Source organism: Mycobacterium pseudoshottsii JCM 15466, assembly GCF_003584745.1.
In the GTDB taxonomy this organism is placed as follows: Bacteria; Actinomycetota; Actinomycetes; order Mycobacteriales; family Mycobacteriaceae; genus Mycobacterium; species Mycobacterium marinum.
The window spans coordinates 3,028,928-3,044,393 of the sequence record NZ_AP018410.1 but is presented as its reverse complement, the minus strand read 5'-3'; the positions used below and the strand labels follow the sequence as shown (position 1 = coordinate 3,044,393).

Here is a 15,466-nt window from a genome sequence, read left to right as displayed (position 1 = left end):
CAACCATGAGGTTCTTGGACGGGCATCGGCCCGGGTACGACCTGACGTACAACGACGTATTCATCATGCCGAATCGCTCCCTGGTGGCGTCCCGGTTCGACGTGGATCTGTCGACCGCCGACGGTTCGGGTACCACCATTCCCGTGGTGGTGGCCAACATGACTGCGGTGGCCGGGCGGCGGATGGCCGAGACCGTGGCCCGCCGCGGTGGCATCGTGGTTCTGCCGCAGGATCTGCCCATCCCGGCGGTGCACCAAACCGTGGAGTTCATCAAGAGCCGCGACCTGGTGCTAGACACGCCGGTGACGCTGGCCCCCGAGGATTCGGTATCCGATGCGATCGCGTTGATCCACAAACGTGCCCATGGGGTCGCCGTTGTGGTCTCCGAGGGCCGCCCAATCGGCTTGGTGACCGAAGCGTCCTGCGTGGGCGTGGACCGCTTCGCCCGGGTGCGCGATATCGCCGCCCTGGACTTTGTCAGCGCTCCGGTGGGCACCGAGCCGCGAAAGGTCTTCGATCTGCTCGAGCACTCGCCCATCGAGGTTGCGGTGCTGACCCGGCCCGATGGCACGCTCGCCGGCGTGCTGAGCCGGACCGGGGCGATCCGCGCCGGGATCTACACGCCGGCCACCGACGCGGCCGGCCGGCTGCGCATCGCGGCGGCCGTCGGTATCAATGGCGACGTGGCCGCCAAAGCGGGCGCCCTGGCCGAGTCAGGGGTGGACCTGCTGGTCATCGACACCGCCCACGGGCACCAGGTCAAGACACTGGATGCGATCAGTGCGGTCGCATCGCTGGATCTGGGCCTTCCGTTGGCGGCGGGCAACGTGGTGTCTGCCGAGGGCACGCGGGACCTTCTGGGCGCCGGTGCCGACATCGTCAAGGTGGGCGTTGGTCCCGGCGCCATGTGCACGACCCGGATGATGACCGGTGTCGGGCGGCCGCAGTTTTCCGCCGTGCTCGAATGCTCCGCTGCGGCAAGGGAGCTTGGCGGGCACGTATGGGCCGACGGCGGGATCCGTCATCCTCGCGATGTCGCACTGGCGCTGGCAGCAGGCGCGTCCAACGTGATGATCGGATCCTGGTTCGCGGGCACCTATGAGTCCCCCGGCGATCTGATGCGCGACCGCGAAGACCAGCCCTACAAGGAGAGCTACGGCATGGCTTCCAAGCGTGCGGTAGTCGCTCGGACCACCACCGACAGCGCGTTCGATCGGGCCCGAAAGTCGCTGTTCGAGGAAGGCATTTCGACGTCGCGGATGGGGCTCGACCCCGATCGCGGCGGAGTGGAGGACTTGATCGACCACATCACATCCGGCGTGCGCAGCACTTGCACCTACGTCGGCGCGTCGAATCTGGCCGAACTTCATGAACAGGTGGTCATCGGCGTGCAGTCAGCGGCCGGCTTTGCCGAGGGGCATCCCCTACCCGCCGGCTGGTGAGCAGCGCCACACGGCGAGGGCTGATCTGTGCGGGATGGTTTCGTTACCATATGGACTTCAATCCTGCGATGCCCTACCGCGGGATCTAGCGAAAGGGATGACGTGCCGCAGGCACCCGCCGAGGCCGCTGGCTTCCAGGGCGGGCGGTCCCCCGCATCCGCGCCGGGCGCTGCGGCCGCGCCACTGAGCCGCACATGATGTTCACCGCCACCACCGTGAGCATCGTGGCCATCCTGGTGCTCACCCTAGGCACCGCGGTTTTCGTCGGCGCCGAATTCTCGCTGACCGCGCTGGACCGCAGCACCGTCGAAGCCAACGCCCGCGGCGGAGACAGCCGTGACCGCTTCATCCGGCGCGCCCAGCACCGGCTGTCGTTCCACCTCTCGGGTGCGCAACTGGGCATCTCCATCACCACCCTGGCCACTGGGTATCTGACCGAACCCCTGGTCGACGCGTTGCCGCATCCGGCGCTGACCGCAATCGGAATATCCGACCAAATGTCGGACGCCATCACGGTGTTCTTGGCGCTGGTGGTCGTGACGTCGGTATCGATGGTGTTTGGCGAGCTGGTCCCCAAATATCTTGCGGTGGCCCGTCCCCTGCCGACCGCTCGAGCGGTGGTCCTTCCCCAGTGGCTGTTTTCGGTGCTGCTCACCCCGGCGATCCGACTGACCAACGGCGCCGCGAACTGGATCGTGCGCCAGCTCGACATCGAGCCGGCCGAGGAGCTGCGCTCCGCCCGTACCCCGCAGGAGCTGGTGTCGTTGGTGCGCAGCTCCGCCCGAAGCGGGTCACTCGATGATGTCACCGCGTCGCTGATGCGCAGGTCGCTGCAGTTCGGGACCCTGACCGCCGAGGAGCTGATGACGCCGCGCTCAAAAGTCGTGGCGTTGCAGACCGATGACACCATCGCCGACCTGGTCGCCGCGGTGGCTGCGTCGGGATACTCGCGATTCCCGGTTGTCCAGGGGGATCTGGACGAGACCTTCGGCATCGTCCATGTCAAGCAGGTGTTCCAGGTTCCGGCCGCCAAGCGCGCGCACACGTTGCTGAGCAGCATCGCCAAGCCGGTTCCGGTGGTGCCCTCGACGTTGGACGGCGACGCGCTGATGGCCCAGATCAGGGCCAATTCGCTGCAGACCGCCATGGTGGTGGATGAATACGGTGGCACCGCGGGCATGGTCACCGTCGAGGACCTGGTCGAAGAGATCGTGGGCGATGTCCGAGATGAACACGATGACGCGACGCCGGACGTGGTGGCGGCCGGCAACGGATGGCGGGTATCGGGGCTGCTTCGCATCGACGAGGTGGCCATCGCCATCGGCTATCAGGCCCCGGAGGGACCCTACGAAACGATCGGCGGCTTGGTGTTGCGCCAGCTCGGACATATCCCGGTGGCCGGCGAAACGGTCGAACTTCCGGCGCTGGACGAAGACCGGGTGCCCGATCAATCGGTACGCTGGCGCGCCACCGTCGTACAGATGGATGGTCGCCGGATCGACCTGCTGGAGCTCACCGAGCTGGCCGGTGCCGAGGACGGCCAGGATGATTCCGACCCGGAGCGGGGCGGCCGATGAACCCGGTGCTGGCTGTGGCCCTTGCGGTGTTGCTGATTGCGGCCAACGCGTTCTTCGTCGGCGCGGAGTTCGCCCTGATCTCGGCCCGGCGCGATCGCCTCGAAGCACTGGCCGAACAGGGCAGGACCAGTGCGGTCACCGTGATCCGGGCGGCCGAGCAACTTCCGTCGATGTTGGCGGGGGCGCAGTTTGGGGTCACGGTGTCTTCGATCCTTCTCGGACGGATCGCGGAGCCGGCAGCGGCCCAGACCCTGCAGAGATGGTTCGGCTTGGCCGGTTTGGATCCGAGGTTGCTGCACACCTTGTCGTTCGTGGTCGCGCTGGCCATCGTGGTGACGCTGCACGTGCTGCTCGGCGAGATGGTGCCGAAGAACATCGCACTTGCTGGTCCGGAACGCACCGCGATGCTGCTGGTCCCGGCATACCTGCCGTATGTGCGCGCCGCCCGCCCAATCATCTTCTTGTACAACAAGTGCGCCAACGCGATCCTGCGCATCTTTGGGGTGCAGCCCAAAGATGAACTCGACATCACCGTCTCCACGGTGGAGCTCTCCGAGATGATCGCCGAATCGGTATCGGAGGGTCTGCTCGATCCTGAGGAACACACCCGATTGACGCGGGCACTACGGATTCGTACCCGGGTGGTGGACGATGTCGCGGTCCCCTTGCCCAATATTCGAGCGGTGCCCGTTGCTGCCGCAGGGTCCGGACCCACGATCGGTGCGGTGGAGCAAGCCTTGGCCGAGACCGGGTATTCGCGCTTCCCGGTGCTCGGTCTCGACCACCATTTCATTGGGTACCTGCACATCAAGGACGTGTTGGCACTTGGTGACGACCCAGCAACGGTTATCGACCTGGCCTTGGTCCGCCCGCTGCCCCAGCTGGCGAAGTCACTGCCGCTACCCGATGCGCTATCCCGGATGCGTCGCAGCAACAGCCATCTGGCACTGGTCACCTCCGACGACGGCGCTGTGGCCGGCATGGTCGCGCTAGAGGACCTAGTGGAAGACCTGGTCGGCACCCTCAGCGATGGGAAACACCGGAACTGACGGGCGGGACGCCCTATGGCTGCGGCCGCCCCTGATCACCATTTCTGAACCAGTTGGCCAAACGGCGCAAGCCGCAGTCGGATGACGATACGTTGTGGCTGCGAGGACTTTGTCGCTTTTTCGCGATTGGTGTGGCGCGCATATTGGGTCGTCCGGGAGAAGTGGGTCGTTAGCGGTGGTGTGAGGAGCACGTGATGTCGTTTGTGGTGGCGGCCCCGGACGCGGTGACCGCGGCGGTGCAGGACTTGGCCAGCATCGGCTCGGCGATCAACGTGGCCAACGCGGCGGCCGCGACGCCCACGACGGGGGCGCTGGCCGCGGCCGCTGATGAGGTGTCGGCGGCGGTTGCGGCATTGTTCGACGGACACGCCCAGGCCTATCAGCTGATCGGTGCGCAGGCGGCGGAATTTCATGAGCGGTTTGTGCGGGCCATGGCTGCGGGTGCGGCGTCCTACGCCACCGCGGAGGCCGCGAATGCTTCGCCGCTGCAGGCCGCGCTCGACGCGGTGAATGCGCCCGCCCAGGCGCTATTGGGACGCCCCCTGATCGGCGACGGTGCCGATGGAGCCCCGGGGCAGCCCGGCGGCGCCGGCGGATTGCTTTACGGCAACGGTGGTAGCGGCGGCAACGGTGGGATCGGCCAAGCCGGCGGGGCCGGCGGGGACGCGGGTTTGATCGGTAACGGCGGTAGCGGCGGCATCGGCGGGCCCGATTCCACCGGTCTGCCCGGTGGCGCCGGTGGGGCCGGCGGATGGCTGTTGGGTGACGGTGGCAACGGCGGCATCGGCGGGGCTGGGACTGGCGTCGGCGGCGCGGGAGGCTCCGGAGGTCAGGGCGGCGCCGCCGCCGGGCTGTTCGGCAGCGGTGGCACCGGTGGGGCAGGTGGGTTTGGCAATTCCGGGACCGGCGGGCCTGGCGGCGCCGGCGGCACCGGTGGGCTGCTGATCGGCAATGGCGGGGACGGCGGCGTCGAAGCCGGTGGCCCCGGAACTACCGGCGGCGATGGCGGCAATGGCGGGTGGTTGCTGGGCAATGGCGGCAACGGTGCCGCTGACGGTGGTGGCGCCGGAAGCGCTGCCGGGGCCGGAGGCAACGCCGGGCTGATTGGCAACGGCGGTCACGGCGGCTTGGAACACATTGACGGCAACGGCGGCGCCGGCGGCAATGGTGGGCTGCTGTTCGGCAACGGCGGTCACGGCGGCGCCGTCGCATTCGGCGGCGCCGGCAGTATCGGCGGGGCCGGTGGTGATGCCGGACTGTTCGGCAGCGGCGGCAACGGCGGCTTCAACGGGTACCAGGGCGTCGGCGGTGCCGGCGGCGCAGGCGGGAAGCTGTTCGGCGACGGTGGTGACGGCGGCGTCGGCGGGGTGGGCCGCAATGCCAATGCCGGGGGCAGCGGCGGGAGCGGCGGCAACGCCGCCTGGCTGTTCGGTGATGGTGGGGCGGGCGGTTCGGGTGGATCCAGCGATACCGCTGCCAGCGGCGCCGGAGGCAACGGCGGCACGGCCGCTCTGATCGGCAACGGCGGTGCCGGCGGGGACGCCGGCGTCAGCTTTGCCGGTATGGCGGGACCAGGTGGAAACGGCGGTGACGCCAGGTTGATCGGCGACGGCGGCGACGGCGGGCGCGGCGCCCCGGGCGGCGCCGGCGGTATGGGTGGGTCGCTATTCGGGCAGGACGGATCCAACGGGGCTTAGTCGGAAGCGCGGCCCGGCCCGTATGATCTCAGCGGCTACGGCAACACGCACGGATCGCCAATTGAGCTCAACGAGTTGCCAGAGCGCGATCGTGCAGCGCCATGCGCCGCGGTGGGCAACTTGGCTAGGCCATTGTGACCTGGTGCTGCGCGCCGCCGGATGCGGCAGTCGCGCTGTCGGCCGGTAGTCTGACCTAATTGCCAGTAAGGGAGGAAGCAATGACGGATCGCGTGTCGGCGGGGAATTTGCGCGTCGCTCGGGTGCTCTACGACTTCGTAAACAACGAGGCCCTGCCCGGCACCGACATCGACCAGGACAGCTTCTGGGCGGGCGTGGACAAGGTGGTCACCGACCTCACCCCGCAGAACCAGGATTTGCTGAAGACTCGCGATGATCTGCAGGCCCAGATCGACAAGTGGCATCGCCACCGGGTGATCGAGCCGTTGGACCCGCAGGCCTACCGCGAGTTCCTCACCGAGATCGGGTACCTGCTGCCGGCACCCGAGGACTTCACCATCACCACCTCCGGGGTTGACGACGAGATCACCACGACCGCCGGCCCGCAGCTGGTGGTGCCGATCCTCAACGCGCGGTTCGCCCTCAACGCTGCCAACGCCCGCTGGGGCTCGCTCTACGACGCCTTGTACGGCACCGACGTCATCTCCGAAAGCGACGGCGCCGAAAAGGGCCGGGGCTACAACAAGGTCCGTGGTGACAAGGTAATCGCCTACGCGCGCCAGTTCCTCGACGGCAGCGTGCCGCTGGCGGGGGCCTCCTACACCGATGCCACAGGCTTCAAGGTGGAAGACGGACAGCTGGTGGTGTCGCTGGCGGACACGTCCGCAGCGCTGGCCGATCCCGGCCAGTTCGCCGGCTACACCGGCACCGCCGAGAACCCTAAGTCGATCCTGCTGGCCAATCACGGGCTGCACATCGAGATCCTGATCGACCCCGAGTCGCAGATCGGTGCCACCGACGGCGCCGGCGTCAAGGACGTGATCCTGGAGTCCGCCATCACCACGATCATGGACTTCGAGGACTCGGTGGCCGCGGTCGACGCTGACGACAAGGCGCTGGGCTATCGGAACTGGCTCGGACTGAACCGGGGCGATCTGTCCGAGGACGTCACCAAGGACGACAAGACCTTCACCCGGGTGCTCAACACCGACCGCACCTACACCGCCCCGCACGGTGGTGAGCTGACCTTGCCCGGCCGCAGCCTGTTGTTCGTCCGCAACGTGGGCCACCTGATGACCAACGACGGCATCGTTTCGGACGCGGAAGGCGCCGAGGGCGCCCCGGTGTTCGAGGGCATCATGGATGCGCTGTTCACCGGCCTGATCGCCATCCACGGTCTGCGAAGCACCGATGCCAACGGGCTGTTGACCAACAGCCGCACGGGCTCCATCTACATCGTCAAGCCCAAGATGCACGGTCCCGCCGAGGTGGCGTTCACCTGTGAATTGTTCAGCCGCGTCGAGGACGTGCTGGGGTTGCCGCAGGGGACCATGAAGGTCGGCATCATGGACGAAGAGCGACGTACCACGCTCAACTTGAAGGCATGCATCAAGGCGGCCGCCGACCGGGTGGTGTTTATCAACACCGGCTTCCTGGACCGCACCGGTGATGAGATCCACACCTCGATGGAAGCCGGCCCGATGATCCGCAAGGGCGCGATGAAGAACACGGCGTGGATCAAGGCCTACGAGGACGCCAACGTCGACACCGGGCTCGCCGCCGGCTTCTCCGGTAAGGCGCAGATCGGCAAGGGCATGTGGGCGATGACCGAACTGATGGCCGACATGGTGGAGCAGAAGATTGCCCAGCCGAAGGCCGGCGCGACCACCGCGTGGGTGCCATCACCCACCGCGGCCACCCTGCACGCGATGCACTATCACAAGGTGGATGTCTTTGCCGTGCAGAAGGAGCTGCAGGGCAAGACCCGCACCAGCGTTGACGAATTGCTGACCATTCCGTTGGCCAAGGAACTGGCCTGGGCGCCCGAGGAGATCCGCGAAGAGGTCGACAACAACTGCCAGTCCATCCTCGGTTACGTGGTGCGTTGGATCGACCAGGGCGTCGGCTGTTCGAAGGTTCCCGACATCCACAACGTGGCCCTCATGGAGGACCGCGCCACCCTGCGGATTTCCAGCCAGTTGCTGGCCAACTGGCTACGGCATGGCGTGATCACCAGCGAGGATGTGCGGGCTAGCCTCGAGCGCATGGCACCGCTGGTGGACAAGCAGAACGCCGGAGATCCCGAATACCACGCGATGGCACCCAATTTCGACGACAGCATCGCATTCCTGGCGGCCCAGGATCTGATCTTGTCGGGGGCACAACAGCCCAACGGATACACGGAGCCGATCCTGCACCGCCGTCGTCGTGAATTGAAGGCACGCGCTGGTGCCTGATTCTCGCTGGCCATCGGTCAATCTTCGACGGAGAGGACGCTGATACCGGTATGGGTAGGCACAGTTTGCCCGACCCCGAGGACTCCGCCGACGAACCGTCCGATGATCACGATGCGGAGAATCAGGATTGGGACGATGAGCTAACCGGGCAGCCTGGTGGGGGTGCGGATTCGGCGGCCGCTGATCCGGGGGCCTTCGCGCACCCCCAGACTGCCGATTCGGCCGGCGGCTATCCCTACCCCGGGTGGGAGCAGCCGGGTGACACCGTTGGGCATTTCGGTGATCAGGAGGCTGACGAAGACTCCGCAGACGAGGACGGCTACTGGGCCGACGAACAGGTCTTCGACGAGAGCCAGTACCTCGAACAGGATCCCTACGGCGCCGACGATCGGCATCCGGAGCTGGGGGCCGAGGAATACCCGGACTTCGGGACGCACCCGGATGGCCCGGAGCCCAGTGACCCCAAACCGGCGGCAACTCCCCCGCCGCCGCTATTTCGTGTTGCCGGCCATCGTGGATTGCGCGGCTGGCAGGGCGGCCACCGCAGCGCCGACGGGCGGCGCGGAGTCAGCGTCGGCGTGATCGTGGCCTTGGTGGCCGTCGTGGTGGTGGTCGTCGGAGTGATCGGGTGGCGCTTCTTCGGTGACGTGTTGTCCAACCGCTCGCAGACCGCCGCGGCTCGTTGTGTGGGTGGAAACGATACCGTCGCCGTCATCGCCGACCCGTCGATCGCCGATCAGGTCAACGATTTTGCCGACAGCTACAACGCATCGTCGGGACCCATTGGTGACCGGTGCGTGTCGGTGGCTGTTAAGGCCGCCGACGCCGACGCCGTCATCACCGGCTTCATTGGCAAGTGGCCATCCGAGCTGGGTGCTCAGCCCGGATTGTGGATTCCCGGCAGCTCCGTCTCGGCGGCGCGGCTGGTCCAAGCCGCAGGTAAGGAAGCCATCAGCGACAGTCGGTCGTTGGTGACCTCGCCGGTGTTGTTGGCGATCCGGCCCGAGCTGCAGCAGGCGCTTGGCAACCAGAACTGGGCCGCGTTGCCCGGTCTGCAGTCGGATCCCAATTCGATGGCCGGCCTGAAATTGCCGTCTTGGGGTTCGCTGCGCCTGGCGCTGCCGGTCGGGGGTAACGGGGACGCCACCTTCCTGGCCGGTGAAGCCGTGGCGGCGTCGGCCCCCGCTGATGCGCCGCCGACCGCCGGCATCGGTGCGGTGCGCACGCTGATGGCCACCCAGCCCAAGTTGGCGGACGGGTCGCTCAGCGAAGCGATGGACGCCCTGCTCAAGGCCGACGACGTGGCCGCGGCGCCGGTGCACGCGGTGATCACCACCGAGCAACAGCTGTTCTTGCGAGCACAATCGTTGTCCGACGCGAAGAAGAAGTTGAGTTCATGGTTGCCGCCCGGCCCGGTCGCGGTCGCCGACTACCCGGCGGTCCTGCTCAATGGGTCATGGTTGTCGCAGGAGCAGACCACGGCGGCCAGCGCCTTTGCCCGGTACGTGCACAAGCCGGAACAACTCGCGAAGTTGGCGAAAGCGGGATTCCGGGTCGACGATGTCAAGCCGCCCAGCAGCCCTGTCACGAGTTTTCCGGCCTTGCCCGCTCCCCTTTCCGTTGGTGACGAGGGAATTCGCGCCACACTGGCCGATGCCGTGGCCGCACCGTCGATGGGAGTTGCCGCGACCATCATGCTTGACCAGTCGTTGTCCACCGACGACGGCGGCAAGACTCGCCTAACCAATATCGTTGCGGCGCTGCAGAACCGAATCAAGACGCTGCCGCCCACCTCGGCTGTTGGGTTGTGGACGTTTGACGGGCGCGAGGGCCGAACCGAGGTGCCCACCGGGCCACTCGCCGACCCGGTAAACGGGCAGCCCCGCTCGGCGGCGCTCAACGCCGCGCTGGACAAGCAATATTCGTCAAACGGTGGCGCGGTGTCGTTCACCACGCTGCGGATGATCTATGAGGACGTGCAGGCGCATTTCCGTGCCGACCAGGCCAACTCGATCTTGGTGATCACCGGGGGACCCCATACCGACCAAAGCCTCGATGGCCCTGGCCTGGAGAATTTCATCCGGACCAGCGCGGACCCGGCCAAGCCAATCGCGGTCAACGTCATCGACTTTGGTGCCGATCCGGACCGCAAGACGTGGGAAGCCGTTGCTCAGCTCAGCGGTGGTAGCTACCAGAACCTGGCGACCTCGACGGGCCCGAACCTGGCCGCCGCGGTCGACACCTTCTTGAGCTGACCCGGCTACCCGCGCGGATCGATACGGGCCTAGCCGACCAGCAGATCGAGTGCGGCTTGCGTATACGCTTTGGGATCCTCCACCTGCGGGTAGTGGCCCAAACCGGGTAATTCGATGACCCCGGCGTTCGGGCGCAGTTCACGCAACCCATTGAGCACGTTCGTTGTGGCCACCGGGTCATCGAGGCCCCAGACGAACCCCAGCGGCTTGGGCCAGTCCCGTACCGCGTTGTGCCAGCGCTGCGCGTACCGCTCCCGCTCTTCGAGGTAGCTGATCAGAAGATGCGCGATGCGATGACCGTTGTTGTGGGTCAACAGTTCCCACTGCGCCTCAGCTTCTTGGGCCGACAACGGGTGCTGCGCCGAAAACAGTTTGCCGAAACCCCGCGTGAACCCGCCCCGGTTGACCAAACGAGCCGCGATCGGCCCCAGCGGACCACGCAACACCTTCTGAATGGGACGTAGGCTGGCGCGTTCGAGGATCACGCTGCCGTTGCTGAGGACCACGCGTTGCAGCTCGAATGGGAGCCGGCCCTCGAGGTCGCGGGCAAGCAACTCGGTCGTCACCGAGGTACCCATGTCATGAGCCAGCACCACCACCGGTCCGGTGACGTTCTGGGCTACTACGTTTTGCACCAAATCGGCCTGTTCCAGCAGGCTGTAGCGGTGCGGACGGGGCTTGTCCGACAGACCGAAACCAAGAAAGTCCATGGTCAGCCAGGCCTGACCCGCCAGGTACGGAATCACCGACCGGAAGTCGAACGAACTGGATGGGAATCCGTGCAGGAGCAGGACCGTGGGCGCAATGCCCTCACCAGATCGCACGGCTCGACGATCAACATGGCGAATGTGGCGGCAACCGCGCCCACCACTGCGGTGTTAGCGGCCGGTGCGGATGAGGTGTCCGCGGTCATCGCCGCCTTGTTCGCCGCGCACGGCCAGGCCTACCAAACCTTGAGCGCTCAGGCGGTCCAATTTCATGACCAGTTCGTTGCGGCGATGACCTCGGCCGCGGGGGCCTACTCGGGCGCCGAAGCCGCCAACGTCTCGCCGCTGCAATCGCTGCTTGACGCGGCCAACGGGGAGACGATGGCGATGTTGGGGCGCCCGCTGATCGGCAATGGAGCCGACGGGGCACCGGGCCAGGCCGGTGCGGACGGTGGCTTGTTGTTCGGCAACGGCGGCAACGGCGGCAGCGGGCTGGCCGGCCAGGCGGGTGGGGTCGGTGGGGCCGCCGGCCTGATCGGTAACGGCGGCAATGGCGGCGCCGGCGGTGCGGGGTCGAACGGATTGGCCGGCGGCAGCGGCGGCGCCGGTGGGTGGCTGATCGGCAACGGCGGCAATGGCGGCGTCGGTGGGATCGGCTCGGCGGCCGTCGGTAACGGCGGGTCCGGGGGTGCCGGCGGGGCGGCCGTCGGGCTGTTCGGAAACGGGGGCATCGGCGGGGCCGGCGGGGGCGCCGAAGGACTCAACGGCGGCGCCGGCGGCGCCGGCGGCGCCGGTGGATCCGCTGTCGGGTGGTTCGGCGATGGCGGGGCGGGCGGCGCCGGCGGCCCTGTGGTGCCCACGGCGGCCCTGGGCGGGTTGGGCGGGGCCGGTGGTGCCGGCGGTAATGCCGGAATGGTCGGCAACGGTGGCGACGGCGACACCGCTCTCGGTCTCGCCCACGGCGGCGACGGGGGCACCGGCGGGACGCTGATCGGTAACGGCGGTGCGGGCGGCGGCGCGACGATGTCAGACGCCGGGGACGGCGGTGATGCGGTCGGCCTGATCGGCAGCGGCGGGGCCGGTGGCATCGGTGGGGCCGCCCTGGCTGGCGGCACCGGTGGGACTGGCGGGGATGGCGGCCATGGCGCCAAACTGCTGGGCAACGGCGGCGCCGGCGGGGCCGGCGGAGCGGCCGGGGGCGGACTCGGCAACGGCGGCAACGGTGGAAACGGCGGCGAGGCCGCGCTCATCGGCAACGGTGGTGCTGGTGGTGACGCGGGCACGTCCGGGAGCAGTCGCAACTTCGGGGACGGCGGCAACGGCGGCGATGCACAGTTGATCGGCAACGGCGGCAACGGCGGGCGCGGCGGTGTCAATGGAACCGGGGGCACCGGCGGCAACGGCGGGACGGTGGCCGGGGCAAACGGGACCGACGGGCCCTAGCCGGAAACCCGCGGCCGACCGGGTCGGCCCTAGGCGAAAGCCTCCACCGGCGGGCAGGAGCAGACCAGGTTGCGGTCGCCATAGGCGCCGTCGATACGGCGCGCCGCCGGCCAGACTTTCGGCCGAAACGCGGTGCCGAGCGGGTAGGCCGCTTCCTCGCGGGTGTACGGGTGGTCCCACTCGCCCACCAGCAAACACTGCGCCGTGTGTGGCGCGCCCCGTAGCGGATTGTCGTCAACGGGCCACTGTCCGGACCCGACCCGGTCGATCTCGGCGCGGATGCTGATCATCGCGTCGCAGAACGCGTCGACCTCGGCCAGGCTCTCGCTTTCGGTCGGCTCCACCATCAGCGTGCCGGCCACCGGGAAGCTCATGGTAGGTGCGTGAAATCCATAGTCTGCCAACCGCTTTGCGACATCGTCGACAGTCACTCCGGTTGCCTTGGTGATGCCGCGCAGGTCCAGGATGCACTCGTGGGCGACCATGCCGTTCTCGCCGGTGTAGAGCACCGGGAAATACTCGTCCAGACGCCGCGCGATGTAGTTGGCCGAGGCGATCGCGGTCAGCGACGCCGCGCGCAGACCGTCGGCGCCCATCATGCGGATGTAGGCCCAGGTGATGGGCAGGATCGAGGCAGACCCGTAGGGCGCCGCCGACACCGGATCCCCTTGGGGTAGTCCCGGCGCGAACGGATGGCCCGGCAGAAACGGAGCCAGATGCGACCGCACCGCCACCGGGCCCACTCCCGGACCACCGCCCCCGTGCGGGATGCAGAAGGTCTTGTGCAGGTTCAGGTGGCTGACATCGCCGCCGAATTTGCCCGGTCGGGCCAGGCCCACCAGCGCGTTGAGGTTGGCGCCGTCGACGTACACCTGGCCGCCGGCGTCGTGCACCGCCGCACAGATGTCGGCAATGTCGTGCTCGTAAACGCCGTGCGTGGAGGGGTAGGTGATCATCAGCGCCGCCAACCGGTCGGCGTGCTCGCCGACCTTGGCACGCAGATCGTCGAGGTCGACATCGCCGTTGTCGTGGCAACCCACCACGACAACCCGCATCCCGGCCAGGGCGGCCGAAGCCGCATTGGTGCCGTGTGCGCTGGACGGGATCAGGCAGATATCGCGGTGCGGCTCCCCCCGGCTGGCGTGGTATTCGTGGATGGCCAATAGGCCGGAGTACTCCCCCTGTGAGCCCGCGTTGGGCTGCAAGGAAACCTCGTCGTAGCCGGTGATGGCCGCCAACCAGCCCTGCAGCTCAGTGATGAGCCGACGCAGGCCCGGGGTATCCGAGGCCGGGGCAAACGGATGCTGACGTCCGAGCTCAGGCCAGGTAATCGACTCCATCTCGGTTGCGGCATTGAGCTTCATCGTGCATGAGCCGAGCGGAATCATGCTGCGGTCCAGCGCAATATCTTTGTCCGCGAGTTCGCGCAGGTAGCGCATCATCGAAGTCTCGGTGCGGTAATTGGTGAATGCGGGATGGGTCAAGAACTCTGAGGTGCGCGTCGCGATCTCGGCGCGTGCTGCCTTGGCGGCCGACACCCCGAACGCGTCCAGGACCGCGGTCACGTGCGCGGCGGTGGTTACTTCGTCGCAGGCCACCGACACGTGGTCAGCGTCGACGCGCCATAGGTTGACTCCGCTCGCCTTGGCCGCGGCCACCACCTCATCGGCACGGTCGGGTACCCGCGCCAGCACGGTGTCGAAGAACGTGTCGTGCACCAGCGCGTCGCCCAGCGCACCGGCGATGGTCTCGGCATGCCCGTGCACCCGCCGGGCGATGCCGGTCAGCCCATCGGCGCCGTGATAGCTCGCATACATTGCGGCCATCACCGCCAGCAGCACCTGAGCGGTACAGATATTGCTGGTCGCCTTGTCGCGGCGAATGTGCTGCTCGCGGGTCTGCAGCGCGAGACGATAGGCCGGGTTGCCGTCACTGTCGACCGATACGCCGACCAACCGGCCGGGCAACTGCCGGGCGTGCTTGGCGTGCACCGACAGATATCCGGCGTGCGGGCCGCCGAATCCCATTGGAACCCCGAAACGTTGGGTGGTGCCGAACGCGATGTCAGCACCGATCTCGCCGGGCGGCGTGAGAAGTGTCAGCGCCAACAGATCGGCGCCGATGGACACCAGCGCGCCGCGGTCATGGGCCTGCTGGATCAGGGCGGTCCAGTCGGTGATGCGCCCACTCGCCCCGGGCAGCTGGGCGATCACCCCGAAGAATTCGCCGTCAGGCAACCCGTCGCGCAGGTCGGTGGTGACGATCTCGATACCCAACGGCTTGGCGCGCGTGGCCAGCACTGCGGCGGTTTGGGTGAACAGGTCGGCGTCCACCGCGAGATGCTTGGTGGAACTGCGCGTTGCACGGTGCATGAGCGTCATGGCTTCCGCCGCCGCGGTGCCCTCGTCGAGCATCGAAGCATTCGCGATCTCGAGGCCGGTGAGATCGGTGACCATCGTCTGAAAGTTGAGCAACGCCTCGAGCCGCCCCTGGCTGATCTCGGGCTGGTACGGCGTGTAGGCGGTGTACCAGGCCGGGTTCTCCATGATGTTGCGTAACAGAACCTGCGGCGTGAATGTGTCGTAGTAGCCCTGTCCGATCATCGACACGGCCGTGGTGTTGGTGTCAGCCAGCGCACGTAGCTCGGCCAGGGCCTCGGCCTCGCTGGCGGCCGGCGGCAGCTGATCTAGGCCCGGCGCGAGGCCGCTGTCGGTGGGCGTATCGAAAATCCGCGTCGGCACCGCCTTGGCGGCCAAGTCGTCGAGCGAGTCGACGCCGATCACCGCGAGCATGGTCGCGATGGCCTGGTTGTCCAGCCCGATGTGGCGGTCTGCGAAGGTCGACTCGAACATGGAGTGGTCGGACACGGTGACTCCTGACTG

The 15,466-nt window shown here is 67.6% G+C and carries 9 protein-coding genes; 7 read left to right on the top strand and 2 right to left on the bottom strand.

What is annotated here, in order from left to right:
- Window positions 1–5 precede the first annotated feature (5 nt).
- The 6 genes from MPSD_RS13710 to MPSD_RS13685 all read left to right on the top strand — a co-directional run bounded on the left by MPSD_RS13710 (window position 6) and on the right by MPSD_RS13685 (window position 10,434).
- Entirely contained in the window at window positions 6–1,442 is a 1,437-nt protein-coding gene (locus tag MPSD_RS13710) for a GuaB1 family IMP dehydrogenase-related protein (protein ID WP_012394430.1), read from the top strand.
- Between the two features lie 194 nt (window positions 1,443–1,636).
- A complete protein-coding gene (locus MPSD_RS13705; RefSeq protein ID WP_020787465.1) occupies window positions 1,637–3,019 on the top strand; it encodes a hemolysin family protein in 1,383 nt (460 codons plus the stop codon).
- Entirely contained in the window at window positions 3,016–4,068 is a 1,053-nt protein-coding gene (locus MPSD_RS13700; RefSeq protein WP_015355500.1) for a hemolysin family protein, read from the top strand. The genes MPSD_RS13705 and MPSD_RS13700 overlap by 4 nt, the downstream gene beginning before the upstream one ends.
- Window positions 4,069–4,262: 194 nt before the next feature.
- Complete coding sequence (locus tag MPSD_RS13695; protein WP_086084990.1) at window positions 4,263–5,765, top strand: PE family protein; 1,503 nt, start codon at window positions 4,263–4,265, stop codon at window positions 5,763–5,765.
- Window positions 5,766–5,983: 218 nt separating this feature from the next.
- Window positions 5,984–8,179: a malate synthase G gene (locus MPSD_RS13690; protein WP_020787467.1), complete on the top strand. Its 2,196-nt coding sequence runs from the start codon at window positions 5,984–5,986 to the stop codon at window positions 8,177–8,179.
- A gap of 50 nt (window positions 8,180–8,229) precedes the next feature.
- Entirely contained in the window at window positions 8,230–10,434 is a 2,205-nt protein-coding gene (locus tag MPSD_RS13685) for a substrate-binding domain-containing protein (RefSeq protein WP_036426599.1), read from the top strand.
- A 29-nt stretch (window positions 10,435–10,463) separates the two neighbouring features.
- On the opposite strand, the gene MPSD_RS13680 is transcribed toward MPSD_RS13685, so the two are convergent.
- Window positions 10,464–11,282: an alpha/beta fold hydrolase gene (locus MPSD_RS13680; protein ID WP_086084991.1), complete on the bottom strand. Its 819-nt coding sequence runs from the start codon at window positions 11,280–11,282 to the stop codon at window positions 10,464–10,466.
- Between MPSD_RS13680 and MPSD_RS13675 the strand changes: the two genes are divergently transcribed.
- Complete coding sequence (locus MPSD_RS13675; protein ID WP_086084995.1) at window positions 11,214–12,584, top strand: PE family protein; 1,371 nt, start codon at window positions 11,214–11,216, stop codon at window positions 12,582–12,584. The two genes, MPSD_RS13680 and MPSD_RS13675, sit on opposite strands and share 69 nt — an antisense overlap.
- 29 nt (window positions 12,585–12,613) lie before the next feature.
- Here the strand turns inward: MPSD_RS13675 and gcvP are convergent, their stop codons facing one another.
- On the bottom strand, window positions 12,614–15,451 hold the full coding sequence (gene gcvP, locus MPSD_RS13670) for an aminomethyl-transferring glycine dehydrogenase (RefSeq protein WP_020787470.1): 2,838 nt from the start codon (window positions 15,449–15,451) through the stop codon (window positions 12,614–12,616).
- Between the last annotated feature and the right edge of the window lie 15 nt (window positions 15,452–15,466).

Excerpts from the sequence above, each read along its gene's own strand:
- MPSD_RS13710 (WP_012394430.1), top strand. The coding sequence starts at position 6 with ATGAGGTTCTTGGACGGGCATCGGCCCGGGTACGACCTGACGTACAAC.
- MPSD_RS13705 (WP_020787465.1), top strand. The coding sequence starts at position 1,637 with ATGATGTTCACCGCCACCACCGTGAGCATCGTGGCCATCCTGGTGCTC.
- MPSD_RS13700 (WP_015355500.1), top strand. The coding sequence starts at position 3,016 with ATGAACCCGGTGCTGGCTGTGGCCCTTGCGGTGTTGCTGATTGCGGCC.
- MPSD_RS13695 (WP_086084990.1), top strand. The coding sequence starts at position 4,263 with ATGTCGTTTGTGGTGGCGGCCCCGGACGCGGTGACCGCGGCGGTGCAG.
- MPSD_RS13690 (WP_020787467.1), top strand. The coding sequence starts at position 5,984 with ATGACGGATCGCGTGTCGGCGGGGAATTTGCGCGTCGCTCGGGTGCTC.
- MPSD_RS13685 (WP_036426599.1), top strand. The coding sequence starts at position 8,230 with ATGGGTAGGCACAGTTTGCCCGACCCCGAGGACTCCGCCGACGAACCG.